General features: G+C 71.3%; 21 protein-coding genes. 18 read left to right on the top strand and 3 right to left on the bottom strand.

Features of this window, described 5'->3' with window-relative positions; all coding sequences use genetic code 11:
* The first annotated feature begins 40 nt into the window (after positions 1-40).
* Both BM204_RS05955 and BM204_RS05950 read left to right on the top strand, forming a co-directional pair.
* On the top strand, positions 41-754 hold the full coding sequence (locus BM204_RS05955) for an ABC transporter ATP-binding protein (RefSeq protein ID WP_091111192.1): 714 nt from the start codon (positions 41-43) through the stop codon (positions 752-754).
* A gap of 28 nt (positions 755-782) precedes the next feature.
* On the top strand, positions 783-2,291 hold the full coding sequence (locus tag BM204_RS05950) for a hypothetical protein (RefSeq protein ID WP_143099666.1): 1,509 nt from the start codon (positions 783-785) through the stop codon (positions 2,289-2,291).
* A gap of 167 nt (positions 2,292-2,458) precedes the next feature.
* Here the strand turns inward: BM204_RS05950 and BM204_RS05945 are convergent, their stop codons facing one another.
* On the bottom strand, positions 2,459-3,016 hold the full coding sequence (locus BM204_RS05945; RefSeq protein ID WP_091111189.1) for a hypothetical protein: 558 nt from the start codon (positions 3,014-3,016) through the stop codon (positions 2,459-2,461).
* Positions 3,017-3,074: 58 nt separating this feature from the next.
* Here BM204_RS05945 and BM204_RS05940 point away from each other — a divergent pair, with 58 nt between their 5' ends.
* The 6 genes from BM204_RS05940 to BM204_RS05915 are packed head-to-tail and all read left to right on the top strand — an operon-like array spanning position 3,075 to position 8,398.
* Positions 3,075-4,331, top strand: a complete 1,257-nt coding sequence (locus tag BM204_RS05940; protein WP_091111270.1) for an acyl-CoA dehydrogenase family protein — start codon at positions 3,075-3,077, stop codon at positions 4,329-4,331.
* Entirely contained in the window at positions 4,328-5,101 is a 774-nt protein-coding gene (locus BM204_RS05935) for an SDR family NAD(P)-dependent oxidoreductase (protein WP_091111187.1), read from the top strand. Before BM204_RS05940 ends, BM204_RS05935 begins: the two co-directional genes overlap by 4 nt.
* A complete protein-coding gene (locus BM204_RS05930; RefSeq protein WP_091111185.1) occupies positions 5,098-6,201 on the top strand; it encodes a phosphotransferase family protein in 1,104 nt (367 codons plus the stop codon). Before BM204_RS05935 ends, BM204_RS05930 begins: the two co-directional genes overlap by 4 nt.
* Positions 6,202-6,211: 10 nt before the next feature.
* Positions 6,212-6,880 carry a histidine phosphatase family protein gene (locus tag BM204_RS05925; RefSeq protein WP_091111184.1) on the top strand — a complete coding sequence of 223 codons (669 nt, stop codon included), beginning with the start codon at positions 6,212-6,214 and terminating at the stop codon, positions 6,878-6,880.
* Between the two features lie 40 nt (positions 6,881-6,920).
* On the top strand, positions 6,921-7,988 hold the full coding sequence (locus BM204_RS05920) for a VanZ family protein (RefSeq protein ID WP_091111182.1): 1,068 nt from the start codon (positions 6,921-6,923) through the stop codon (positions 7,986-7,988).
* Entirely contained in the window at positions 7,985-8,398 is a 414-nt protein-coding gene (locus tag BM204_RS05915) for a DoxX family protein (protein WP_091111180.1), read from the top strand. Before BM204_RS05920 ends, BM204_RS05915 begins: the two co-directional genes overlap by 4 nt.
* Here the strand turns inward: BM204_RS05915 and BM204_RS05910 are convergent.
* A complete protein-coding gene (locus BM204_RS05910; protein ID WP_091111268.1) occupies positions 8,382-9,140 on the bottom strand; it encodes an SDR family oxidoreductase in 759 nt (252 codons plus the stop codon). The genes BM204_RS05915 and BM204_RS05910 overlap by 17 nt on opposite strands.
* 174 nt (positions 9,141-9,314) lie before the next feature.
* On the opposite strand from BM204_RS05910, the gene BM204_RS05905 reads away from it, so the two are divergent.
* The 9 genes from BM204_RS05905 to BM204_RS05865 all read left to right on the top strand — a co-directional run bounded on the left by BM204_RS05905 (position 9,315) and on the right by BM204_RS05865 (position 22,675).
* Positions 9,315-12,380, top strand: a complete 3,066-nt coding sequence (locus BM204_RS05905) for a S8 family serine peptidase (protein ID WP_091111179.1) — start codon at positions 9,315-9,317, stop codon at positions 12,378-12,380.
* A 126-nt stretch (positions 12,381-12,506) separates the two neighbouring features.
* Positions 12,507-13,145, top strand: a complete 639-nt coding sequence (locus BM204_RS05900) for a TetR/AcrR family transcriptional regulator (protein WP_307725893.1) — start codon at positions 12,507-12,509, stop codon at positions 13,143-13,145.
* Positions 13,142-13,945, top strand: a complete 804-nt coding sequence (locus BM204_RS05895) for a TIGR03084 family metal-binding protein (RefSeq protein WP_091111177.1) — start codon at positions 13,142-13,144, stop codon at positions 13,943-13,945. The genes BM204_RS05900 and BM204_RS05895 overlap by 4 nt, the downstream gene beginning before the upstream one ends.
* Complete coding sequence (locus BM204_RS05890) at positions 13,942-15,657, top strand: acyclic terpene utilization AtuA family protein (protein WP_091111174.1); 1,716 nt, start codon at positions 13,942-13,944, stop codon at positions 15,655-15,657. Before BM204_RS05895 ends, BM204_RS05890 begins: the two co-directional genes overlap by 4 nt.
* Positions 15,657-16,775, top strand: a complete 1,119-nt coding sequence (locus BM204_RS05885; RefSeq protein ID WP_091111173.1) for an acyl-CoA dehydrogenase family protein — start codon at positions 15,657-15,659, stop codon at positions 16,773-16,775. Before BM204_RS05890 ends, BM204_RS05885 begins: the two co-directional genes overlap by 1 nt.
* Positions 16,776-16,804: 29 nt before the next feature.
* Positions 16,805-18,358 (top strand): acyl-CoA carboxylase subunit beta, encoded by a 1,554-nt coding sequence (locus BM204_RS05880; RefSeq protein WP_091111265.1) that lies wholly within the window; start codon positions 16,805-16,807, stop codon positions 18,356-18,358.
* Positions 18,355-20,349 (top strand): ATP-binding protein, encoded by a 1,995-nt coding sequence (locus BM204_RS05875; protein WP_091111171.1) that lies wholly within the window; start codon positions 18,355-18,357, stop codon positions 20,347-20,349. Before BM204_RS05880 ends, BM204_RS05875 begins: the two co-directional genes overlap by 4 nt.
* Entirely contained in the window at positions 20,346-21,524 is a 1,179-nt protein-coding gene (locus tag BM204_RS05870; RefSeq protein WP_091111170.1) for an acyl-CoA dehydrogenase family protein, read from the top strand. Before BM204_RS05875 ends, BM204_RS05870 begins: the two co-directional genes overlap by 4 nt.
* Before the next feature lie 35 nt (positions 21,525-21,559).
* The gene (locus tag BM204_RS05865; protein ID WP_246166049.1) at positions 21,560-22,675 is read left to right on the top strand and encodes a YihY/virulence factor BrkB family protein; all 1,116 of its coding nucleotides are present in this window, start codon (positions 21,560-21,562) and stop codon (positions 22,673-22,675) included.
* Here the strand turns inward: BM204_RS05865 and BM204_RS05860 are convergent.
* Positions 22,610-23,395, bottom strand: a complete 786-nt coding sequence (locus tag BM204_RS05860; protein WP_170259094.1) for a tyrosine-protein phosphatase — start codon at positions 23,393-23,395, stop codon at positions 22,610-22,612. The two genes, BM204_RS05865 and BM204_RS05860, sit on opposite strands and share 66 nt — an antisense overlap.
* Positions 23,396-23,813: 418 nt before the next feature.
* On the opposite strand from BM204_RS05860, the gene BM204_RS05855 reads away from it, so the two are divergent.
* Positions 23,814-24,542, top strand: a complete 729-nt coding sequence (locus BM204_RS05855) for a hypothetical protein (RefSeq protein WP_091111166.1) — start codon at positions 23,814-23,816, stop codon at positions 24,540-24,542.
* Positions 24,543-24,550: the final 8 nt, after the last annotated feature.

The raw sequence follows: 24,550 nt of genomic DNA, 5'->3' as shown, positions 1-24,550 counted from the left end.
ATCTGCTGTGCACGGGTCCCCGGTCCGCGAGGATGGGGCGATGACCGAGACCCCGGCCGTCGTCGACGTGCGCTCGCTGCACGTGCGGTTCGGGGAGGTCGAGGCCGTGTCCGGTGTCGACCTCCGGGCCTATGCCGGGCAGGCCACCGCGCTGCTCGGCCGCAACGGGGCCGGGAAGTCCACGACCATGCGCGTGCTCGCGGGTGTCGTCCCGCCGACCGCGGGCCAGGTGCTGGTCGCCGGGCACGACGTCCGCACCGAGACGCTGCGCGTGAAGCAGGCCGTCGGCTACTGCCCCGACGTGGGCGGTCTCGTGCCGCGCGCGACGGCGTGGGAACACCTCCAGCTCGCGGCCCGGCTGCGCCGGATGGACCACTGGGAGGACCGTGCGCGTGACCTGCTGGAGCGCTTCGAGCTCGGCGACGTCGCACACCGCGTCACGGCCGGCTTCTCTCACGGCATGGGTCGGCGGCTCTCGGTGCTGCTGGCGGCGCTGCACGAGCCCGAGGTGCTCCTCCTCGACGAGCCCTTCGACGGCGTCGACCCGATCGGGGTCGAGGCGACCTTCGACGTGATCAGCGACGCCCGCGCCCGCGGCGCCTGCGTGCTGGTCTCGACTCACCTGCGCGAGCTGGCGGTCCAGAGCTGCACGACGGTGAGCGTCCTGCGTGGCGGCTCGGCCGTGGCGACCGTGAGTGCCGGGGAGATGGCGGGCGAGGAGGGAGCTCGTGCCTACCGCGGCCTCCTCGACTGACACCGCTCCCGTCGCGCGGGAGGGTCTCGTGGCCCAGACTCGGCGTGCGGTGGCCGACGTCGGCCACCTCGTCCGCTTCCGCACGGCGTCCCTGCGGCGGCGCCGAGCCGGGGTCGTGGCGCTCGGGGCTTTCGTCCTGGTGACGCTCGGTGCGGCCGTCGTGCCCGCCTTCGTGGCCGGCGCCGGGGCCGGCTCGGGGCGCGCACTGGACCTGCTCCTCCTGCTGCCGACGATGCTCACCGGCTTCCTCGCACTCACCATCGTCTCAGCGGCGGCGTCCGGCGGCGGCCGTGAGCTGCTCGCTCGCGACCCTGCCGCCGTACACCCGATCAGCCCGACCACCGACCACCTCGGCGCGCTGCTCCTGGCGCCCCTCAACATCGCGTGGCTGCTGCAGGCCTGGGCGCTCCTGGCGGTCACCGCCTACGCCCTGGGGCCCGAGCTCTACCTCGCCCAGGCGCAGGTCGTCGTGGTGCTCTGGCTGGGCGCCGCGACCGCGGTCGCGCAGGTGCTGGCCTGGATCCTCGAGGGCGTACGACGGGTCCCGCACGGCATCGTCGGCATCCGGGCGCTGACGGTCGGGGTCCTCGGGGCGACCCTGGGCCTGCAGATCTCCGGCCGGCTGCTTCAGGTCTTCGACGATCTGCCCACCCGCTGGGTCGTGGTCGGCATGGTGTCCGACTCGGTCGGGCGCTGGGCGCTGACCGTCGGCGTGGTGCTCGCGACGTTCGTCGGCGCGGTCGTGCTCGGTGCCGTGCCGGCGCACATCGCCGCCCACCGGATCCCGCAGGACGAGCTCGACGTCGAGAGCGGTCACCACCCCGTTCGGCGGCTCTCACGCACGACCCTGGGCCAGCTGGTCCGCACCGACCGCGCCTCGGTGTGGCGCGCCGTACCCATGCGACGCGGCGTCGCCGTCCTCGCCCTCGCTCCGGGTCTCGTGGCGCTCGCCGGCAACCTGCCGTGGGCGCAGCTCACCGTGTTGCCGGGGCTGGTCGCGTCGGGTGGAGCCCTGCTGTGGGGCGTCAACGCGTGGTGCCTCGACGGCCGGGGCGGGCTGTGGCGCGAGAGCCTCCCGGTCGCGCCGGAGACGGTCTTCGACGCACGGGCGTGGGTGCTGGGGGAGTTCCTCCTCGCCGCGTCGCTCGTGACGGTCGCGCTCGGGGCCGTGCGCGCCGGCCTGCCCTCGGTCGCCGAGCTGACGGCGCTGGTGTGCACGCTGGTCGTCGTGACCGTGCAGGTCGTCGCCGCCTCGCTGCGCTGGTCGGACCAGCGTCCCTTCGCCGTCGACCTGCGCTCGGCCCGCGCCACCCCGGCGCCGCCGATCGTGATGGTCGGCTACTCGGCGCGTCTCGCGCTCTCGACGACGGTCACCGGGCTGGCCTTCTCCGGCCTCGCCAACGTCGACGCCTGGCAGGTCTCGGTGCTCGTCGCCGTGCCGTTCCTCGCCTGGTCGACCGCGCGGCTGCTGCGCACCCGGCGGGCCTGGTGCGAGCCGGTCGCCCGTGCTCGGGTGATCACGGCCGTGGCGGTCTGAGCCGGACCCAGGGCGAGCGGTCCGACGTACTTCCCACGGAGACACGCCACCCACCAGGGGGTGCCCGGCACGGGGAGTGGCGGTTCGTCTGCATACCTTGAGGAAGCGGCCGCCGCCGGGCCCCGCGCGGGATGCGACATCGCGCCGACTCGGCGGTCAGCCACGGGTCAGTCGCGGGGCAGGGCCTGCTGGACGCAGTCGAGCTGGGCGGCGCTGAAGGCGACGACGGCGTCGCCGGAGAGGTCACCGAGCAGCGACGACTCCGCCACCTCGCGCAGCTGCTCCTCGGACACGACGGCGCGCAGGCAGGTCTCGTAGGACTCGCGGTCGACCTTGCCCTTGGTCGCCGCGACCTGGGCGCGGCCGGACTCGGAAACGAGGTCGGAGCAGCCGAACTGGGCGTCGACCCACAGCCCGGCGCCCTCGGGGGTGAGATCGGTGAGCTCGGGGACGACCTCGTAGGACGCATCGAGGATGCCCACCTCCACCAGCTCGTCGGGGGTGGTGGCGTCGACCAGCGCGTCGGCGAAGCAGGTGCCGGTCTCGACGTCCTCGGGGGAGTCGTCGTCCCCGACCCAGAGGGCCACGAGGCCCGACCGGATGGCGGACGGGTCCGCGGCAGACGCTGACGTTGTCGGGGCTGCCGGAGCCGGCTCCTCCTCGTCACCCGAGCAACCGGTGACGAGCGCAAGCAGGGCCAGCGCAGCGACGTACGAGCGGACCACGGGCACTCCTCGGGACACCGGACAACGACGTGACGATCCTCCCATTACTGTGCAGTCCGTGGACTTCTCCCCGTCACTGCGCGCCGCCGACCTGACCGCCCGTGTCAAGGACTTCATCGACACCGAGATCGCCCCGGCGGAGGAGGGCTACCACCGCGACCTCGCGGAGGCCCGTCGCACGGGCGACCCGTGGCAGCCGCTGCCGCTGATCGAGGAGCTCAAGACCAAGGCGCGCGAACGCGGCCTGTGGAACCTCTTCCTCCCGCACGAGCACGCCGGGGCGTACGCCGCCCGCTTCGGCACCGACGGCGGCGAGGGGCTGACGAACCTCGACTACGCGCCGATCGCCGAGCTGACCGGCCGCTCCGCGATCGCGCCCCTGGTGCTCAACTGCAACGCGCCCGACACCGGCAACATGGAGGTGCTGCTGCGCTACGGCACGGAGGCGCAGCGGAAGGAGTGGCTCGAGCCGCTCCTCGACGGCAGGATCCGGTCCGCCTTCACGATGACCGAGCCGGACGTCGCGTCCTCCGACGCCACCAACATGGAGGCCACCGCGGTCGTCGACGGCGACGAGGTCCTCATCAACGGGCGCAAGTGGTGGTCGACGGGCGTGGGCCACCCCGACTGCACGATCTTCGTGTTCATGGGGCTCACGGACCCTGATGCCGACCGGCACCACCGCCACTCGATGGTGCTCGTGCCGCGCGACACCCCGGGGGTGAAGATCGAGCGCCTGCTCAACACGATGGGGGTCTACGACGAGCCGCTCGGCCACGGAGAGGTGTCGTTCACCGACGTCCGTGTGCCGCTCACGAACGTCATCAGCGGTCCCGGTGAGGCGTTCGCGATCGCCCAGGGCCGGCTCGGTCCCGGCCGCGTCCACCACTGCATGCGGCTGATCGGGCTGGCCGAGATGTCGCTCGAGCTCGCCTGCAAGCGCGGCCTCGCGCGCACGGCGTTCGGCAAGCCGCTCGCCAACCTCGGCGGCAACCGCGAGCGCATCGCGGATGCCCGCATCGCGATCAACATGGCGCGCCTGCTGGTGCTCGACGCCGCGTGGAAGCTCGACGTCGGCGGGCCGATCAACGCCCTCTCCGAGGTCTCCCAGATCAAGGTCGCCGTGCCGGCCATGGCCCAGCAGGTCATCGACTTCGCGATGCAGATCCACGGTGGTGGCGGGCTCTCCGACGACTTCCCGCTCTCCGGAGCCTGGACGGCGGCCCGCGCGCTTCGGCTCGCCGACGGACCCGACGAGGTGCACCGTGGCGTGGTCGCCCGGCTCGAGCTCGGTCGCTACGGAGCCAGCCGTTGACCGCGCCGACGACCGGCCAGCGGGTCCTCGTCACCGGCGCGGCGTCCGGCCTCGGCGAGGCGCTCTCCGACGCGTTCGAGGCGCGGGGCGACGAGGTGCTGCGCACCGACATGTCGCCCGGGGTGGACCTGCACCTCGACATCACGAAGGACGACGACTGGGCCGCCGCGCTGGCCCACGTCGAGGAAACCTGGGGCGGGCTGGACGTGCTCGTCAACAACGCTGGCGTCGCCGGTGGTGGCCGGCTCGACATCGCGACGATGGACGAGTGGCAGTGGATCACCGAGATCAACCTCTTCGGTGCGGTCCGCGGCACCCGCACGTTCGTGCCGATGTTCAAGCGCCAGGGATCGGGCCGGATCGTCAACACCGCCTCGCTCGCCGGCCTGGTGCACCCGGCCGGAATGGCGTCCTACAACGCCAGCAAGGCTGCCGTCGTCGCGCTCACCGAGACGACCGGCCACGAGCTCGCGTCCTACGGCGTGACCGCGCACGTGATCTGTCCGTCCTACTTCAGGACCAACCTGATGAGCTCGCTCCAGGGCGCCGACACCGCGCTCGCCGAGGTGATGACCAAGCTCGTCGACAACTCGTCAGTCAGCGCCGCCGACATCGCGGCCGCCGTGCTCGAGGGCCTGGACCGGGGTGACGAGATCATCGTCCCGGACCGGGCCGCACGCGACGCCTACGGGCTCAAGCAGGGCGACCGGGCGACCTACGACCTGATCATGCGCGACCAGGCAGCCAAGCTGGACAGGGGTGCTCGATGACGACCAACGCCGCAGATGCGGGCAACCCGGCCAAGCCGGTCCGCGAGGAGGACGCCTTCGACGTGGCGGCAGTGGCCGCCTGGCTGCGGGACAACGCGCTGGCCTTCCGCGACGACCTCGAGGGCACACCGGAGGTGCGCCAGTTCCCTGGTGGTGCCTCCAACCTGACCTACCTGCTGCGCTACACCCCCCAGGACCGACCGCAGCGCGACCTGATCCTGCGCCGGCCGCCGGCGGGCGTGAAGGCCGCGGGCGCCCACGACATGGGTCGCGAGTTCGTCATCCAGCACGCGCTGGCGCCGCTGTTCCCCTACGTCGCCACGATGGTCGGTCACTGTACGGACGACTCGGTGATCGGCTCGGACTTCTATGTCATGGAGAAGATCGACGGCACGATCCCGCGCCGCGACCTGCCGTGGGAGCTGCCGCCCGAGGAGGTCTCGCAGATGTGCGAGAGCGCCCTCGACGTGCTCATCGCGCTGCACTCCGTCGACGTCTCGCAGTCGGTGGAGCTCGAGGCCTACGGCCGCGGCGACGGCTACGTCGACCGGCAGATGCGCGGCTGGACCCGCCGCTTCGGAGACGCCCGCACCGACGACACCGGCGACTGGTCCGACATCATCGCCTGGCTCGAGGAGCACAAGCCCGGCGACGTGGGCCAGCGGATGATCCACAACGACTTCCGTTTCGACAACCTCGTGCTGCATGCCGAGGATCCCCAGCAGGTCGTGGGGGTCCTCGACTGGGAGATGGCCACGGTCGGCGACCCGCTGATGGACCTGGGCGGGATGCTGTCCTACTGGGTGCAGGCCGACGACGACGAGTTCTTCCTGATGTTCCGTCGCCAGCCCACCACCGTGCCGGGCATGTGGACCCGCGACCAGGTCGTCGCCCACTACTGCGAGCGCATGGGCTTCGACATGACGCCCGAGCGGTGGCGCTTCTACGAGGTCTTCGGACTGTTCCGGCTGGCCGTGATCGCCCAGCAGATCTGGTTCCGCTACTTCCACGGCCAGACCACCAACGAGCAGTACGCCGTCTTCGGGCCGGCCGTGGGCTACCTCGAGACCCGCTGCCGCGCGATCATCGCGGCCTCCTGATGGGCGCCTGATGGGGCAGCTGCTGCTGGTCCGGCACGGCCAGGCGTCCTTCGGCGCCGACGACTACGACGTGCTCTCCGAGAACGGCTGGGTCCAGGGCAGGCTGCTCGGCGCGTTCCTCGCCGAGCGCGGCGTGCACCCCGACGTCGTGGTGCGTGGCGACATGCGCCGGCACCGCGAGACCGGCGAGGCGATGATCGAGGGCGCCGGCTGGTCCCTCCCGCCGATGCAGGTCGACGCCGGCTGGGACGAGTTCGACCATGTCGGCCTGGTCTCGACCGCTCCGGACCTGCCCACGGAGCCGATGGACCGCCGCACGTTCCAGGCGGTCTTCGAGCGTGCCACCGCACGATGGACCGCCGGTGAGCCCGGCGACTACCCCGAGACGTACGCCGCATTCGCGGCCCGGGTGCGCGGCTCCCTGACCGCAGCCGCCGAGCAGGCCGGCTCCGGGCGCACGGTCGTCGTGGTCAGCTCGGGGGGCACGATCGCGGTCGTTGCGGCGGCTCTCAGTGACCCCGACGCCGATCCGGCCTCGCTCGCACGGCTGTGGGCGCGCTTCAACACCGTCATGGTCAACTCCTCGGTCACGCGCGTCGTCGTCGGCTCGACCGGCGCGCGGCTGCTGAGCTTCAACGAGCACAGCCACGTCGCGGAGGACACGCTGACCTACCGCTAGGCCGCAGCCCCCTCGACCCTGGCAGGGGTAGGTTGCCGCCGTGTCCGACCAGGCGAGCAACGCACTCCTCGCGATCGCGCTTGGGACCGTGGTGGCGATCGTGCTCCTGGTGCCGGTCGCGGCCTACCAGTACCGCCTCGACGGGGGGCTCCAGCCGAGCGACCTGGCGATCCTGCTGTCCGGTGCGGTCTACGGTCTGGCGCTGTGGACCTACACGCTGCTGCCGGTGCCGCCCGAGGGGACCTACCGGTGCAAGGGCCGCCAGCTCGACCCGCTCGGGTCGATCGGCACCATGGACCTCGGGCCACCGGGGGCGCTGCTGCGGGACCCGGCGTTTCTCCAGGTCGCGCTCAACGTGCTGCTGTTCGTGCCGCTGGGCTACTACGTGCGCCAGATCTTCAAGCGCGGTGTCGTGGTGGCGACCCTGCTCGGCCTCGGCACGTCGCTGCTGATCGAGGTGACCCAGCTGACCGGGGTGTGGAGCGTCTACGACTGCGCCTACCGGCTCTTCGATGTCGACGACCTGATCGTCAACACCCTGGGCGCCGTGGGCGGGTCGCTCCTCTCCGCCGTTGTCGTACGACGAAGGGTCGCCGCGGTCCCGCTGCCGACCAGCATCACCTGGGGTCGCCGGCTCGTGGGGATGCTCAGCGACGTGCTGTTCCTCGTGCTGCTCGGCGCTGCGGTCGCGCTGGCCTACCGTGCCTGGTGCCTCTACGGCCCCGGCACGTTCGACGCGGACGTCCAGGCCGCGCTGCAGGTCGGGGTGCCCGGGGCGGTGGAGGTGCTGAGCGTGCTGCTGGTCGGTCGCACGGTCGGCGAGCACGTGATCTCGGTGCGCGCCGTCGCGCGGCGTCCGCGGTGGGTCGTCGTGTCCCGGCTGGTCAAGCTCGCGACCGGTGTCGGCCCGCTCCTCGTGCTGACCCAGCTGGGCACGACGGTCGCGGCGACCGCCCTGCCGGCGTACCTGCTCCTCACGCTCGTCGCCTCCTGGCGCAGCGAGGGCCACCGCGGACTGAGCCACCGGCTGGCCGGCATGGACCTGGTGATCGCGCGCGAGGAGGCGTTCGGCGCGGACGACCAGGAGCAGGGGAGAGTGGAGCCATGAGACTCCTCGCCCGCCTGCTGCTCGCCCTCGCGCTGCTCGTCGCCGGGGTGGGGCACCTGGTCGACGTCGAGGAGTTCCTGGGGCAGGTGCCGACGTTCCTGCCGCTGCGCGAGGAGATCGTGGTCGTGTCGGGCCTGGTGGAGATCGCGCTGGCCGTCGCGCTCGTCGCGACCCGCGGCCATCGGCTTGCCGTGGTCGGCGCGATCGTGGCCCTTTTCTTCGTGGCGGTCTTCCCCGGCAACATCTGGCAGGCCGTCAACGGCTCGACGTCCTTCGGCCTCGACACGGGGACCGGCCGCATCGTCCGGCTGTTCTTCCAGCCGCTCCTGGTCGTCTGGGCGCTGTGGTGCACCGGCGCCTGGTCGACCTGGAGGGCGCACCGCGAGCAGCGGGCTACATCAGCCGCTTGAACACCCCGAGCGGCGCGTGCTTCATGACGAGCGACAGCGGCGCCCACGGCAGCGTCGGCACGCAGGCGTCGGCGACCTCCTTCTCGATGGCCGACACCATGCCGGCCACGCCCTTCTCGGTCGAGACCATGAACGTCGCCTTGTCCCGGGCCAACTCGTTCATCTCCGAGGCGATGTAGCCCGGGTAGAGCACCGTGATCTTCACGGTCCTGCCGAGCGGCTTGCCGTAGAGCTCGTTGCGCAGCCCCTCGGCGAGGTACGCGGCGCCGATCTTGGTGGCGGCGTAGGTCGTCATCGTCTTGGGCATCCCGCGCATCGCCGACATCGACGACACCATCACCAGGTGACCGGCCTGCTGGTCCCGGAAGATCTCCATCGCTGCCTCGGTCTGGGCCAGCGCCGCGACGAAGTTGGTCATCGCGGTCTCCCGGTTGACGTCGAAGCGTCCGGTGCCGAGCGGCGCGCCCTTGCCCAGCCCGGCGTTGACGACGATCCGCTCCAGGGTGCCGAAGTCGGCGCGGAAGGCCCCGAAGACCTCGAAGACCTGGTCGTCGTCGGTGACGTCGAGGGCCCGCAGCTCGACGCGGCGCTCGGGGTGGGCGGCGAGGATCTGGCCCTTCAGCTCGTCGAGCCGGTCCGTGCGGCGAGCGCACAACGCGAGGTCGTTGCCGCGGGCCGCGAGCTGGCGGGCCATCTCGGCGCCGAGGCCCGACGATGCGCCGGTGATGAGGATCGTGGTCATGCCGCGCATTCTGGCCTACGTCCCGCCCTTTCGGAGCGTTCGGCCGCCCTTCTTGTGTGATGGTGACTGCCGACTCTTGACGGATGCCTCCCGGTGCATTGAGGTGAGGCCAGCGCCTGCCCATCCTCGGACCACCGGGGGCTCGGGGCACGGCTGTCCCGGATCGAGGTCCCCATGTCAGTGTCACGTTCTCGCGGATCGACCAGGGGGCGGCTCGCCGTCGCCTCGGTCGGTGCGCTCACCGCCGGCCTGCTGGCCGCGCTTCCGCTCTCCGGGGCCCAGGGGGCGTCGCCCGCGCAGGCCTCCGCGAGCCAGGCCTCCGCGCGTCCGGCCTCCGCCGCGGCAGCGGCAGCCCGAGGTGGAACCGAGCGCTTCACCGACGGCCGCTACATCGTGCTCCTGAGCGAGGCCTCGGCCACCGGCTACGCGGGTGGCAAGAGCGGCTACGCGGCGACCAAGTCGACGGGCGGCCAGTTCCGCGCCGCCACCCCGGCCGTCGTCCGCTACACCGACTACCTGCGCACCTCGCAGGAGCGGGTTGCCGGCTCCGTCGGAGCGAGCGTGGACACGAGCTACACCATGGCGAGCAACGGCTTCGCTGCCACGCTCACCGCGGCGCAGGCCCTGGACCTGGCCACCGATCGCCGCGTCCTGCTGGTGGAGAAGGCCGGCGTTCGCAAGGTCACCACCTGGAACACCCCGGACTTCCTGGGCCTGACCGGCAAGGGGGGTGCCTGGGCCTCGAAGGGCGGGCGCACGAGCGCCGGGAGCGGTGTCGTGGTGGGCGTTCTCGACACCGGCATCTGGCCCGAGTCGAAGTCCTTCTCGGGGCCGAAGCTCACGACGAGGCCGCAGACCCCGTGGGACATCACCATGAAGGGCGGCAAGACCCGCATGGAGAAGGCCGACGGCACCCTCTTCACCGGGGAGTGCGAGACCGGTCAGTCCTTCAACCTCACCGACTGCAACACCAAGATCATCAGCGCCCGCGTCTTCGGTGACGCCTACCTCGCTGCGACCCCCGAGTCCCAGCTCTCCGAGCACGAGTTCATCTCGCCGCGCGACGGCGGCGGCCACGGCAGCCACACCGCCAGCACGGCCGCCGGCAACCTCGTCAAGAACGTCTCCACCGCAGGTCTGAAGTTCGGCACCATCTCGGGCATGGCCCCCGGCGCCAGGATCGCGGTCTACAAGGTCTGCTGGGAGGCCGGCGACCCCGACCTGAGCGGCTGCTTCACCGAGGACATGGTCGCGGCGGTCGACCAGCTCGTCATCGACGGTGTCGACGTCGTCAACTTCTCCATCGGCGGGGGTCCCTCGCCGAGCCTGGACGCCACCGAGCTGGCCTTCGAGGGTGCGGCAGAGGCCGGCATCTTCGTCGCCGCCTCCGCCGGCAACAGCGGTCCCGACAACACCACGCTCGACCACCCGTCGCCGTGGCTCACGACCGTCGCGGCCGGCACGCACACCACCAAGTTCGAGAACACGATCGTGCTGGCCAACGGCAAGAAGATCATGGGCGCCTCCAGCTCCCAGACCCCGGTCTCCGAGCGTCGCATCGTGCCCGGCTCCGACGCGGTGGTCGAGGGCGGCGACGCCGACGACGCCGCGCTGTGCGGCCCCGACACCCTCGACCCCGCGAAGGTGGCGGGCAAGATCGTCTACTGCCTGCGCGGTGTCTACGACCGGGTTTCCAAGGGCGCCGAGGTCAAGCGTGCGGGTGGCGCGGCCCTGATCATGGCCAACCCTTCGCCCAACAGCCTCAACGCCGACATCCAGGTCGTGCCGACCATCCACATCACCGACACTGCCGGCGCGATCGTGGAGAAGTATGTCGCCGCGCAGGGCGTCGACGCCAAGGCGTCGTTCAAGCTCGGCAACCTCACCAACCAGAAGACCCCGTTGCCGCAGGTGGCGGGCTTCTCCTCGCGCGGTCCGGTGCTGGTCTCCGACGGTGACCTGCTCAAGCCCGACATCATCGCTCCCGGCGTCGACGTGCTCGCCGCCGTGGCGCCTCCGTCCAACCAGGGTCGCACCTACGACCTCTACTCCGGCACCTCCATGTCGTCCCCGCACATCGCGGGACTCGCCGCCTTCATCCAGGGCGAGCGTCCCAAGTGGACGCCGATGACGATCAAGTCGGCGATGATGACCACCGCCACCTCGATCCGCAACGAGAAGGGCGGGCTCGTGCGCGACGCCTTCGCCCAGGGCGCGGGCCAGGTCAAGCCGAAGCAGTTCTTCGACCCGGGCCTGTTCGTCACCTCGGACGCCACGCAGTGGCGTGGGTGGCTGGCGGACCTCGGCTACAACACCGGGGTGCCGGCGCTGGACGCCAAGAGCATCAACGTGCCGTCGCTCGCTGACGGCTCGATGACCGGGCCGACGACGTTCCCGCGGTCCTTCCGGGCCAGCATGAAGGGCACCTGGAAGATCAGCGCCGACCTCAAGGGCTTCACCGTCAAGCCGAGCCGCCCCAACGTGACGTCCAAGCGCGCCAACGACATCGTCGACGTCGCGTTCACCATCACCCGCACCACGGCACCGCTGGGGCACTACACCAGCGGCTTCATCACCCTGACCGGCCCGACGCGGGTCCGCATCCCGGTGGTCGTCAGGCCGCTGTCGGTGCAGGCTCCCGCACTGGTGACCGGCACGGGTGCGACCGGCACGAGCGACGTCGAGATCATCCCCGGCTTCACCGGTGAGCTCGACGTCACGACCTCCGGGCTGGCGAAGGGCGAGACGACCGTGGACACGGTCGACGCCAACGCCGACTTCCTGTCCTGCATCACGGTGCCGGAGGGCTCGACGCTGACGCAGGTCGACGTCGATGCCGCTGACGACACGTCCGACCTGGACCTCTACCTCCTGGCGGCCGAGTCGTGCGACCCGGCCACTGCCTTCGCCGTGGCCGCCCAGTCGGCGACCGGCGCCGCAGACGAGTCGATCACGGCACCCGGCCTCCCGGCCGGGACCTACATCGTCGACATCTTCGGCTTCGCCCCCGGTGCCGACGGAGCCCCGATGGGCTTCACCCTCGACACCTACTCGGTGGAGCCGGGGGCCGGTCTCGGCGCTTTCACGGCCACCCCGGACCCGGTTCCGGTCGTGACCGACACCCCGACCAGCTTCGCGGTGTCGTGGACGGGTCTCGACCCGGACGCGCACTACCTCGGGCTCGTGGAGTACGAGGGCACCAGTGACATCACGCTGGTGAAGGTGGACACCACCGGCTGAGCACGAGGCGTCCCAGATGACGGTGCCCGGGGTCCCGACGGACCCCGGGCACCGGCGCGTCGTCCGTCGTCCCAGAATTAAAAGTCAGGCTTGACTGTTTGTTGGCGACAGGGCCATGCTGCCCGGGTGACCAGCACCGCGAGCTCCCGGATCCCGCAGGAGGAGCGCACCCGACTGATGCGTGCCCGCCTCCTCGACGCGACCGTCGAGTGCCTGGTCGAGCGGGGCTTCAGCGGCACGTCGACCACGCTGGTCTCCGAGCGCGCCGGGGTGAGTCGCGGTGCGCAGCTGCACCACTTCCCGACCAAGAACGACCTCGTCGTCGCGGCCGTCGAGCACCTCACCGAGGTGCGGGGCGCCGAGCTCGCGGCCGCCGCACGGCGTCTGCCTCGAGGGGATCGGCGAACGCGTGCGGTCGTGCGGATGCTTGGCGACCACTTCAGCTCCCCGGTCTTCACCGCCGCGCTCGAGCTGTGGGTCGCGGCCCGCAGCGACCCGGCGTTGATGGCGGCCGTGGAGCCGCTCGAGCAGCGCGTCGGTCGCGAGACGCACCGGCTGACCGTGGAGCTGCTCGGCGCCGACGAGTCCGTGCCGGGCGTGCGCGAGCTCGTGCAGGCCACCCTCGACCTCGTGCGCGGCCTCGGCCTCGCCAACACGCTCACCGACGACACCCGTCGCCGCGGGCGGATCCTCGACCAGTGGGCGCGCACCCTCGACACCGCGCTCGACGGCGCCCTGCACGCGACCCTTCAGGAGACGACATGACCAGCCTGCTCGAGGACCTCCTCGACGACCTCCGCGCCGAGGGCGACCCGCTCCTCGCCGCTGTCTCCGGGCTCGACGAAGCCGGGTGGGCCACCCCCACCGCCGCCGCCGGCTGGACGGTCGCCACCCAGGTCGCCCACCTGCTGTGGACCGACGAGACCGCCGCCGCGGCCGCCCGCTCGCTCGACGGGGACGTCGGCAAGGCGGCCTGGGACGACATCGTCCTCCAGGCGATGGCCGATCCCTCCGGTTTCGTCGACACCGGCGCCCACGAGGTCGCCCGTCTCGCCCCGACCGCGCTGCTCGCGCGCTGGGGTGCCGCGCGCCAGGACCTCGCCGCCGCCGTGCGGGCCGTGCCGGTCGGGCAGAAGATGCCGTGGTTCGGCCCGCCGATGTCGCCGGCCTCGATGGTGACCGCGCGCTTCATGGAGACGTGGGCGCACGCTCTCGACGTCCACGAGGCCCTCGGTTCCGTGCCCGAGCCCACCGACCGCATCAGGCACGTCGCCCACCTCGGCGTCCGCACGCGTGACTTCGCCTACGCCGTGCACGGGCTGACGCCCCCCGCCGAGGAGTTCCGCCTCGAGCTCACGGCGCCGTCGGGTGCGGTGTGGGCCTGGGGACCCGAGGACGCGGCGCAGACCGTGCACGGACCGGCCTACGACTTCTGCCTGCTGGTCACCCAGCGCATCCACCGCGACGACATCGCGCTCACGACCACCGGCGACGCCGCCGCCCACTGGCTGACGATCGCCCAGGCCTTCGCGGGCCCCGCCGGTGAGGGACGGGCGAAGCGATGAGCGACGTCCTGAGGATCGGCAACTGCTCCGGCTTCTACGGCGACCGCCTGACCGCGATGCGGGAGATGCTCGAGGGCGGCCCGTTGGACGTCATCACCGGTGACTACCTGGCCGAGCTGACCATGCTGATCCTCGGCAAGGACACGATGAAGGACCCTTCGCTCGGCTATGCGCGGACCTTCGTGCGCCAGGTCGAGGACTCCCTGGGCCTCGCCCTGGAGCGCGGCGTCAGGATCGTCAGCAACGCCGGTGGCCTCAACCCTGCCGGGCTGGCCGACAAGCTCCGTGAGGTGGCGAAGGGGCTCGGACTGGACCCGGCGATCGCCCACGTCGAGGGCGACGACCTACGACACCTGTCCGGCGAGCTCGGCATCGAGGGCGCCCTGACCGCCAACGCCTACCTCGGCGGCTTCGGCATCGCCCGAGCGCTCGATCAGGGAGCCGACATCGTCGTCACCGGTCGCGTCACCGATGCCTCGCTGGTCGTCGGCCCGGCGATCAGCCGCTTCGCCTGGACCCCGACGTCCCACGACGAGCTGGCGGGCGCCGTCGTCGTCGGTCACGTCCTCGAGTGCGGCACGCAGGCGACGGGCGGCAACTTCTCCGGCTTCCGCACGCTGCGCCACGACGGCCGCCCGCTCGGCTTCCCCCTCGCCGAGATCGCCGCCGACGGCTCCAGCGTCATCACCAAGCACGACGGCACGGGCGGAGCGGTCACGGTCGACACGGTCACCGCGCAGCTGGTCTACGAGATCCAGACCGCCCGCTACCTCAACCCCGACGTCACGACCCACCTCGACTCGGTCCGGCTCGCACCGGCCGGACCCGACCGGGTGGCGATCACCGGGGTGAGGGGCGAGGCGCCACCCGCGCAGCTCAAGGTCTGCGTCAACACCCTCGGCGGCTTCCGCAACTCGATGGAGTTCGTGCTCACCGGTCTCGACATCGAGGCCAAGGCCGACTGGCTGCGGATGCAGCTCGAGCCGTCGCTCACCGCCGCCGCGGTGACGTGGACCCGCACGGCGCTGCCCGGTGCGGACGCCGACACCGAGGAGGGCGCCTCGTGCCTGCTCCGGTGCACGGTCATGGACCCCGAGTCCGGCCCGGTCGCGAAGGCGTTCACCGGCCCGGCCGTCGAGCTCGCGCTCGCGTCCTACCCCGGCTTCACGATGACCAGCCCGCCGGGCCCCCCGTCGCCCTACGGCGTCTACCGCCCGGTCTACGTCGACCGCGACCGCGTCACGCACACCGTGGTCCACGCCGACGGATCGCGCGAGGTCGTGCCCGACCCGGTCCAGCTCGGCTCGGCCGAGGAGCTCGTCGGTCAGCGGCCCTCGCCCTACCCGGCACCGGCCGACTCGCTGACCCGGCGGATGCCGCTCGGCACCTTCGTCCACGCCCGCTCGGGGGACAAGGGCGGCGACGCCAACCTCGGGCTGTGGGTGGCCCACGACGGGTCCGACCGCTACGAGGCGAGGGTCACCTGGCTGGCCAAGATGATGAGCCCGCGCAAGGTGCGCGAGCTGATCCCCGAGGCGCGCGACCTCGACGTCGAGGTCTACGTGCTGCCCAACCTGGGCGCCGTCAACATCCTGGTCCGCGGCCTCCTCGGCGAGGGCGTCGCGGCCTCGACCCGGTTCGACCCGCAGGCCAAGGGCCTGGGGGAGTGGATGCGCTCGCGCATCGTTCACATGCAGGAGGACTTGCTCTGATGGACATCGCTCAGCTGGGCGCCGAGTTCGTGCGCCGCGAGGTCGCACCCCACCTGCAGGAGTGGGAGGACGCCGGGATCTTCCCGCGCGAGCTCTACCTCGCTGCGGCCGAGCAAGGGCTGCTCGGCATGGCCTTCCCCGAGGAGGTCGGTGGCTCCGGCGCGACCGTGCCGGAGTCGCTCGAGATGCAGGAGGGGATGTTCTCGGCCGGCGCTTCCAGCGGGCTCATGGCCGGTCTCTTCACCAGCGGCATCGCGCTGCCCCACATCGCGGCCTCGGGCAACGCCGACCTCGTCGACCGCTTCGTGCGACCGACGCTGGCAGGCGAGCTGATCGGGTCGCTGGCGGTCACCGAGCCCGGAGGTGGCTCCGACGTCGCCGGCATCCGCACGACGGCGGTGCGCGACGGGGAGTACTACGTCGTCAACGGCGCCAAGACCTTCATCACCAGCGGGACGCGTGCCGACTTCGTGACCACCGCCGTCCGCACCGGCGGACCCGGACACGCCGGCATCAGCCTCCTCGTCGTCGAGCGCGGCACGCCCGGCTTCACCGTCGACCGGTCGCTGCGCAAGATGGGCTGGCACTGCTCCGACACCGCCGAGCTGTCCTACGTCGACGTCCGCGTGCCGGTCGCCAACCTGGTCGGCGTCGAGGGCTCCGGCTTCTACCAGATCGCCGAGCAGTTCGTCGTCGAGCGCCTCGGCCTCGCGGTCCACGCCTACGGCATCGCCGGCAGGTCGCTGGAGCTCACTGCGGCCTACTGCCGCGACCGCGAGACCTTCGGCAGGCCGCTGATCACCAACCAGGTGGTGCGCCACAAGCTCGTCGAGATGCGCCGCCAGGTCGAGGTGGCCCGGGTCTACGCCCACGACGTCGCCCGACGTCACGCCGCAGGGGAGAGCGTCATCGCCGAGGCCTGCCTGGCCAAGCAGACCGCGTGCGACGCGGCGACGTACGTCTGCGACCAGGCGGTGCAGCTCCACGGCGGCACCGGCTACATGCACGGCACCGAGGTCGAGCGTCACTACCGCGACGTGCGCATCCTGCCGATCGGCGGTGGTGCCACCGAGGTCCTCACCGACCTCGCGGCCAAGCTGATGGGCTACGCGTCGTGACCGCGGGAGCCACGGCCAACCGCGAGGCGATGCTGGAGAAGCTCGCCGCGCTCGATGCCGAGCACGCGAAGGCGGTCGAGGGCGGGGGCGAGCGCAGCGTCACGCGCCACCATGCCCGCGGCAAGCTGATGCCGCGCGAGCGGATCGAGCTGCTCGTCGACGAAGGCTCGGCCTTCCTCGAGCTGAGCCCGCTGGCCGGCTGGGGCTCCGACTTCACCGTCGGCGCCAGCGTCGTCACCGGCATCGGCGTGGTCGAGGGCGTCGAGTGCATGATCACCGCCAACGACCCGTCGGTGAAGGGGGGCGCGAGCAACCCGTGGACGGTCAAGAAGATCTTCCGGGCCTCGCAGATCGCCCAGGAGAACGGGCTCCCGACGATCTCGCTGGTCGAGTCCGGCGGAGCCGACCTGCCGACCCAGAAGGAGATCTTCATCCCGGGCGGCAAGCTCTTCCGCGACATCACCCGCGCGAGCGCCCGCAAGGAGCCGACGGTCGCGCTGGTCTTCGGCAACTCCACCGCCGGCGGCGCCTACGTGCCCGGCATGAGCGACTACACCGTCATGGTCAAGCAGCGGGCCAAGGTCTTTCTGGGGGGCCCGCCCCTGGTCAAGATGGCCACCGGCGAGGAGTCGGACGACGAGTCGCTCGGTGGCGCCGAGATGCACGCCCGGACGTCCGGCCTGGCCGACTACCTCGCCGAGGACGAGCTCGACGCGATCCGCATCGGGCGTCGGATCGTCGCCCGGCTCAACTGGCGCAAGGCCCGGGTCGACACCGGGGTCGCCTACGTCGAGCCGCTCGCCGACCCCGAGGGCCTGCTCGACCTGATCCCCAGCGACCTGAAGGAGCCCTTCGACCCCCGCGAGGTGATCGCGCACCTCTGCGACGGCGTGAGCGCCGGCAACGGGCAGGTCTTCGACGAGTTCAAGCCGCTCTACGGCACCTCGCTGGTCACCGGCTGGGCGCGACTGCACGGCCGCCCGATCGGCATCCTGGCCAACGCGCAGGGCGTGCTCTTCAGCCAGGAGGCGCAGAAGGCGACCCAGTTCGTCCAGCTCGCCAACCAGACCGACACGCCCCTGCTCTTCCTCCACAACACCACCGGCTACATGGTGGGCAAGGACTACGAGCAGGGCGGCATGATCAAGCACGGCGCGATGATGATCAACGCGATCAGCAACTCCACCGTGCCGCACCTGACCGTCATCATGGGTGCGTCCTACGGCGCCGGCAACTACGGCATGAACGGCCGTGCCTTCGACCCACGCTTCCTCTTCACCTGGCCCTCGGCCAAGTCGGCGGTGATGGGTCCGGCCCAGCTCGCCGGGGTGCTGTCGATCGTCGCGCGCGCGGCCGCCGAGGGTCGTGGCAAGGACTACGACGAGGAGGCCGACGCCGGCATGCGCGCCTTCATCGAGGCCTCCGTGGAGGAGCAGTCGCTGCCGCACTTCCTGTCCGGCATGCTCTACGACGACGGGGTCATCGACCCCCGCGACACCCGCACCGTCCTGGGCATCTGCCTGTCCGTCATCGACACCGTCGACTACGTCGGCACCGACCGATTCGGGGTGTTCCGTCCATGACGACCATCAAGCGACTGCTCGTCGCCAACCGCGCGGAGATCGCCTCACGTGTCTTCCGCACCTGTCGCGCGCTCGGCATCGAGACCGTGGCGATCCACTCCGACGCCGACACCGAGCTGCCCTACGTCGGCGAGGCGGACCAGGCGGTCCACCTGCCGGGCACCAGCCCTGCCGACACCTACCTGCGCTCCGACCTGGTGCTCGAGGCGGCTCGTCTCACGGGCGCCGACGCGATCCACCCCGGCTACGGCTTCCTGAGCGAGAACGCCGACTTCGCCAGGGCGGTCATCGAGGCCGGCCTGACCTGGGTCGGCCCGGCGCCCGAGGCCATCGAGCAGATGGGCTCCAAGATCGAGTCCAAGAAGCTGATGGCGGCCGCCGGGGTCCCGGTGCTGACCAACCACACCGTCGACACCGCCACCGAGGCCGACCTGCCGTTGCTGGTGAAGGCCTCCGCAGGCGGCGGCGGGCGCGGAATGCGCGTCGTACGCCGTCTGGTCGACCTGGCCAGCGAGATCGACGAGGCCGCAGCAGAGGCCGCCTCCGCGTTCGGAGACGGCACCGTCTTCGTCGAGCCCTATGTCGAGCGCGGGCGCCACGTCGAGGTCCAGGTCCTCGGGCACGCCGACGGCGTCGAGGTCTACGGCGAGCGTGACTGCTCGATCCAGCGGCGCCACCAGAAGGTGGTCGAGGAGGCGCCGGCGCCACGGCTGCCCGATGCCACCCGCGCGGCGCTGCACGAGGCCGCCCGCCAGGCGGCGGCGGCGATCGGCTACCGCGGCGCCGGGACGGTCGAGTTCCTCTACGACCCGGCACGACCGGGCGCCGACTCCTTCTTCTTCCTCGAGATGAACACCCGCCTCCAGGTCGAGCACCCCGTCACCGAGGAGGTCTTCGGGGTCGACCTGGTCGCGCAGCAGATCGCGGTCGCAGAGGGCCGCGTGCCCGAGCGGGCAGGTGCGCCCCGCGGGCACGCCATCGAGGTGCGGCTCTACGCCGAGGACCCGGGCGCCGACTACCAGCCGCAGAGCGGGCTGCTGACGGCGTTCGAGATCCCGGACGAGACCGGGGTCCGGGTGGAGTCGGGCTTCGCCTCCGGCTCGGAGGTCTCGACCCACTACGACGCGATGCTCGCCAAGGTGATCGTCCACGCGCCCACCCGCGAGCAGGCGGCCCGTCAGCTGGCCGGCGTCCTGCGCCGCAGCCGGTTGCACGGTCTGGTCACGAACCGCGACCTCCTGGTTGAGGTCCTGGGCCACGACGCGTTCGTCGCAGGCGACCTGAGCACCGCCTTCCTCCGCGAGCAGGAGCTGCGCTCCCAGCGCGGAGGCCAGGTCCCTGGAACGGCCTCCCAGCAGGCCGTGAGCTTCTTCGCGGCGGCAATGGCATGGGTGCAGCACGCCGTCTCGGGCCGACGCGTCCAGCACCGGGTCCCGGCCGGTTGGCGCAACGTCCACTCCGCCCCCCAGGTCGTCACCTTCGACCTGGCCGGCACCGAGGTGGTCGTCGGGTGGCGTCACGAGCGCTCCGGCGCGGTCCTGGTGGACCTGCACGGCGAGGTGCGCGGCGTACGCCTCGTCTCGGCGTCGCCGGCCCCCACCGGTCGCCTCGTCGTGGTCGAGCACGACGGCGTCCGCACCTCCCACGACGTCCGCCTCGCCGAGCACCACAGCGGACACCGCGTCGACGTGGACTCCCCGTGGGGCCACCTCGCGCTCACCCGGGTGCCCCGCTTCGTCGACCCGGCCGACCAGGTCGCGAGCGGGAGCCTGCTCGCGCCCATGCCCGGCACGGTCGTCCGGGTCGCGGTCGCGCCCGGCGAGAGAGTCGAGGCCGGCGACACCGTCCTGGTCCTCGAGGCCATGAAGATGCAGCACACCGTGAGCGCGCCGGCGCCCGGCACGGTCACGGAGATCAACGTCCGCACCGGCGCCCAGGTGGCGGCCGGAGAGGTTCTCGCCGTCGTCGACACAGGAGAAGAGGAAGCATGAGCACCAGCCAGGGATTTCAGCCTTTCACCGAGACCGAGGAGCGTCAGGAGCTCCGCAAGCAGGTCGCCAAGCTCGCGAGCAAGTACGGCCGCGACTACTTCGTCGAGAAGGCTCGCTCCGGTGGCAAGACCACCGACTTGTGGCTCGAGATCGGCAGATGTGGCTACCTCGGCATCAACATCCCTGAGGAGTACGGCGGCGGCGGTGGCGGCATCGGCGACATCGCGGCCGTGTGCGAGGAGCTCGCCGCACAGGGCTGCCCGCTGCTGCTCATGGTCGTCAGCCCCGCGATCTGCGGCACGATCATCACCCGCTACGGCACTGAGTCGCAGAAGCAGAAGTGGCTTCCCGGCCTCTGCGACGGCACCGGCACGATGGCCTTCGCCATCACCGAGCCCGACGCCGGCACCAACACCCACAACATCACCACGACTGCGCGCCGCGACGGCGACGGCTGGGTGCTCAACGGTCGCAAGATCTGGATCTCCGGCGTCGACGAGGCCGACAACGTGCTCGTCGTCGCGCGCACCGAGGACGCCAGGACCGGCAAGCTCAAGCCGTGCCTGTTCGTCGTCCCGACCGACGCCCCCGGGTTCGAGTTCAACGCGATCCCGATGGAGATCGTGTCCCCGGAGAACCAGTTCCAGGTGTTCATCGACGACGTGAAGCTGCCGGCCGACGCGCTCGTCGGCGACGAGAACGGCGGGCTCGTGCAGCTCTTCGCCGGCCTCAACCCCGAGCGCATCATGGCCGCGGCGTTCTCGACCGGTCTGGCCCGCTTCGCGCTGGAGAAGGCGACCCAGTACGCCAAGGAGCGCGTCGTCTTCCAGGTCCCGATCGGCGCCCACCAGGCCATCGCCCACCCGCTCGCACAGTCCCACATCGAGATCGAGCTCGCGCGGCTGATGAACCAGAAGGCCGCGGCACTCTTCGACGCCGGTGACGAGATGGCCGCCGGCGAGGCTGCCAACATGGCCAAGTACGCCGCCGCCGAGGCCGCCTGTGACGTGGTCGACCGCGCCGTGCAGACCCACGGCGGCAACGGCGCCAGCCAGGAGTACGGCATGGCCGGGCTGCTCGTTGCCACCCGCGTCGGCCGCATCGCCCCCGTCAGTCGCGAGATGATCCTCAACTTCGTGTCGATGCACTCCCTGGGCCTGCCCAAGTCCTACTGACCCGTGGTGCGTGGGCCCGCCGGTAACCTCGGCTTGTGAGCAACGTCGTGGGGAAGGTCGACCGCACCCAGCGGCGGCACTCGTTCCTCGGGTTCCCCCTGGCCGTGGTCTACAAGTTCTTCGACGACCAGGGCAACTACCTGGCCGCGACCGTCACCTACTACGCGTTCATCGCGATCTTCCCGCTGCTGCTGCTGGCCTCGTCCATCTTCGGGTTCGTCCTCCAGGGCAACCCTGACCTGCAGGAGCAGGCGCTCAACTCCGCATTGGGACAGTTCCCGATCATCGGTGACCAGCTCGGTCGTCCCGAGGGACTGACGGGCTCGACCGGTGCGGTCGTCGTCGGGTCGTTGGCCGCGCTCTACGGTTGCCTCGGGCTCGGGCAGGCCATCCAGAACGTCATGGCCACCGCGTGGGCGGTCCCGCGCAACAGCCGCCCCAACCCGTTCCTGCTGCGCTTCAAGTCGCTCGCGCTGCTGCTCTTCGCGGGCCTGGGCGTCCTGGGTCTGTCGGTCTTCGGTGCGGTCGGCTCCAACGCCGAGATGTTCGGCACGGAGCTGGACACGACGATCCGCTGGCTGATCCTGGCTGCCACGGTCCTCATCGTCGGCCTGGTCCTGACCTTCCTCTTCCGGCTGGCCTCGGCACGCAGCCTGCGGCTGAGGCGCGTTGCTCCCGGGGCGTTCTTCGTTGCCGTGCTGTGGCAGGCGCTGCAGCACCTCGGCACGATCTACGCCACCCGTGTGCTCACGGGCACCAGCTCCATGAACGGCGTCTTCGGCCTCGTTCTCGGTCTCATCGGGCTGATCTACGTGGGCGCCGTCATCGCGGTCCTCGGCGTCGAGGTCAACGTCGTGATCGCCCGCCGGCTCTGGCCCCGGGCCCTGCTCACCCCGTTCACCGACTCCGTCGACCTGACCGAGGCCGATCGTCGGGCCTATGCGATGTATGCGCAGATGCAGCGCCACAAGGGCTTCGAGACCGTCACCGTCCGCTTCGAGGGCCGCGACGGCGGCACCCACGAGATCGTGCTCGACCCCGATGCCAAGGACTCCAAGCAAGCCCGGACCACCGAGATCCCGGCACTACTCGACCCCGTGGTCGAGCAGCCGGGCCCGCAGCGCAGCGAGGGTGTCGGCACCCAGTCCTAGCCCGTCGGCGAGGTAGCCCTCCATCGAGCCGTACGACGAGACGACGGCGTCGTAGGCCTGCTGCAGGTAGCGCGCGTCGGCGACCATGACGGTCTCGTAGACCTCCACCTTGTCGTCGCCGAGGTGCTCGCGGACCATGCCGAGGTATTTCACGCGGGTCGCCGACGAGATCGTGTTGGTCGCCAGGTAGTCCTCGAGGATCGTCTCCGGCGCCACGCCCGCGACGTGGAGCAGCAGCACCGAGGCCCATCCGGTGCGGTCCTTCCCGGCGGTGCAGTGGAACACCTGGGCCGCTCGGCCCTGGGCGATCGAGTGCAGAAGCTCGCCGAACGCGGCCCGGCCGCCCTCCTTCTCCACGAACCCGCGGTAGACCTCACCCATGACCGCGAGGCCCTGCTCGTGCGTCTGCAGCGAGGCGACCGCCTCCATCGGGATGCCCTTGACCTCCACATGACGCCAGGTGGCGCCGGGCACGGGAGCATCGGGGTGGGCCTCGATCTCGTGGGCGTCGCGCAGGTCGAAGATCGTCTCCACCCCGAGCGCGGCCAGGGCCTGGGCGTCCTCGTGGGTCAGGGTCAGCTCGTTGGAGCGGAACAGCACGCCACGGCGTACCCGTCGGCCGTCGGCCGTGGGGTAGCCGGGGCCGGCGAGGTCGCGGAAGTTGTCGGCAGAGGCGAGGCGGACGAGCTCTTCGCCGAGGTCGGCGTCGTCGGAGGTCACGAACGTCAGGATACGAGCCCGGCCTGCTCGAGCCGCCCACCCCACCCGACCTAGTCATGTCCGACTAGTCAGATCGAGTCATGACGTGGGGGTCCGTCCGGCCCTAGTGTCGAGGGTCGGCGGCACTGGGGAGGGCCGCCACAGGGAGGGAGTCCCCACGCGGCCGGATTTCATGGGCGGTCGTGCGGGCACCCCGACACAACCCCTGGTTCGCCTCGTGCGACACCTGGAGCGACCGGCACGAAGATGCGGCCGCCGGGTGACAGGGAGAGAAGCCGGCTCGGGCCGGCGAACCTCTCCTGGCACCCCAGGTCATCAGGGGTCACTCATGACCATGGCCACCCCCATCGGTCCGACCTAGCGTCGTCGGGAGGGGCCGGCGTCGGGAGGGCGCTGGCACACGAGGGGAGACAGATCCATGCGCAAGAAGATCTTCGCGGCCGTGGCCGTGCTGGCACTCGGGCTCGGACTGGGGGGTTGGCAGGCACAGGCCAGCCAGCCGACCGCCGTCCACGCGTCAGCCGCGGCTCTGCCACTGCAAGCCGTGCTGCCCTACGAGGGGCACTACCTGGGCCACGACATGTATTACCGGACCGTCCGTTTCGACTACTACGGCGGCCGGATCCACAACTTCCGCGTCAACGGCACCGGCTTCGGCGGGGCGAGCGTGTCGGGTCACCAGTGGCACCACACCTGCAACGACGGCAAGTGCACGCGCGGCGGCTGGACTGACGACGTCACCGTCGAGGGCGTGTGGAACATGCCCAGCAGCGGCGCCGAGGCACACTTCACCGCGGCTCTCTTCGCGCACCGCAGCTCGACGCCGAGCAAGGTCAGCCTGACGAAGGCCGGGGTGTCCAGGACCAGCACGGTGCACGCCGTGCTCCCCTACGAAGGCAGCTACCTGGGCCACGACATGTACGGCCGCATGGTGCACTTTACCTTCAAGGGCAACCAGATGAGCGGCTTCATGGTCAACCACACGTCGTTCGGTGGGGCTCACGTGGGCGGCTCGGCGTGGCACGAGACGTGCAGCGGTGGGCGGTGCACGACGGGCCGGTGGACCGATGACGTGACCGTCGAGGGCACCTGGCGCGATCCGAACGGTCACCAGTCGCACTGGACCGCGCGACTCTTCGCCCACTGAGGGACAGC

Origin of the sequence: Nocardioides psychrotolerans (assembly GCF_900113685.1) — a bacterium.
Taxonomy (GTDB): domain Bacteria; phylum Actinomycetota; class Actinomycetes; order Propionibacteriales; family Nocardioidaceae; genus Nocardioides; species Nocardioides psychrotolerans.
This window is presented reverse-complemented; position numbering and strand designations above follow the sequence as displayed.

Coding starts and splice junctions, on each gene's coding strand:
- BM204_RS05955 (WP_091111192.1), top strand. CDS start 41: ATGACCGAGACCCCGGCCGTCGTCGACGTGCGCTCGCTGCACGTGCGG.
- BM204_RS05930 (WP_091111185.1), top strand. CDS start 5,098: ATGACGACCAACGCCGCAGATGCGGGCAACCCGGCCAAGCCGGTCCGC.
- BM204_RS05925 (WP_091111184.1), top strand. CDS start 6,212: ATGGGGCAGCTGCTGCTGGTCCGGCACGGCCAGGCGTCCTTCGGCGCC.
- BM204_RS05915 (WP_091111180.1), top strand. CDS start 7,985: ATGAGACTCCTCGCCCGCCTGCTGCTCGCCCTCGCGCTGCTCGTCGCC.
- BM204_RS05910 (WP_091111268.1), bottom strand. CDS start 9,140: ATGACCACGATCCTCATCACCGGCGCATCGTCGGGCCTCGGCGCCGAG.
- BM204_RS05905 (WP_091111179.1), top strand. CDS start 9,315: ATGTCAGTGTCACGTTCTCGCGGATCGACCAGGGGGCGGCTCGCCGTC.
- BM204_RS05895 (WP_091111177.1), top strand. CDS start 13,142: ATGACCAGCCTGCTCGAGGACCTCCTCGACGACCTCCGCGCCGAGGGC.
- BM204_RS05890 (WP_091111174.1), top strand. CDS start 13,942: ATGAGCGACGTCCTGAGGATCGGCAACTGCTCCGGCTTCTACGGCGAC.
- BM204_RS05885 (WP_091111173.1), top strand. CDS start 15,657: ATGGACATCGCTCAGCTGGGCGCCGAGTTCGTGCGCCGCGAGGTCGCA.
- BM204_RS05880 (WP_091111265.1), top strand. CDS start 16,805: ATGCTGGAGAAGCTCGCCGCGCTCGATGCCGAGCACGCGAAGGCGGTC.
- BM204_RS05875 (WP_091111171.1), top strand. CDS start 18,355: ATGACGACCATCAAGCGACTGCTCGTCGCCAACCGCGCGGAGATCGCC.
- BM204_RS05870 (WP_091111170.1), top strand. CDS start 20,346: ATGAGCACCAGCCAGGGATTTCAGCCTTTCACCGAGACCGAGGAGCGT.
- BM204_RS05855 (WP_091111166.1), top strand. CDS start 23,814: ATGCGCAAGAAGATCTTCGCGGCCGTGGCCGTGCTGGCACTCGGGCTC.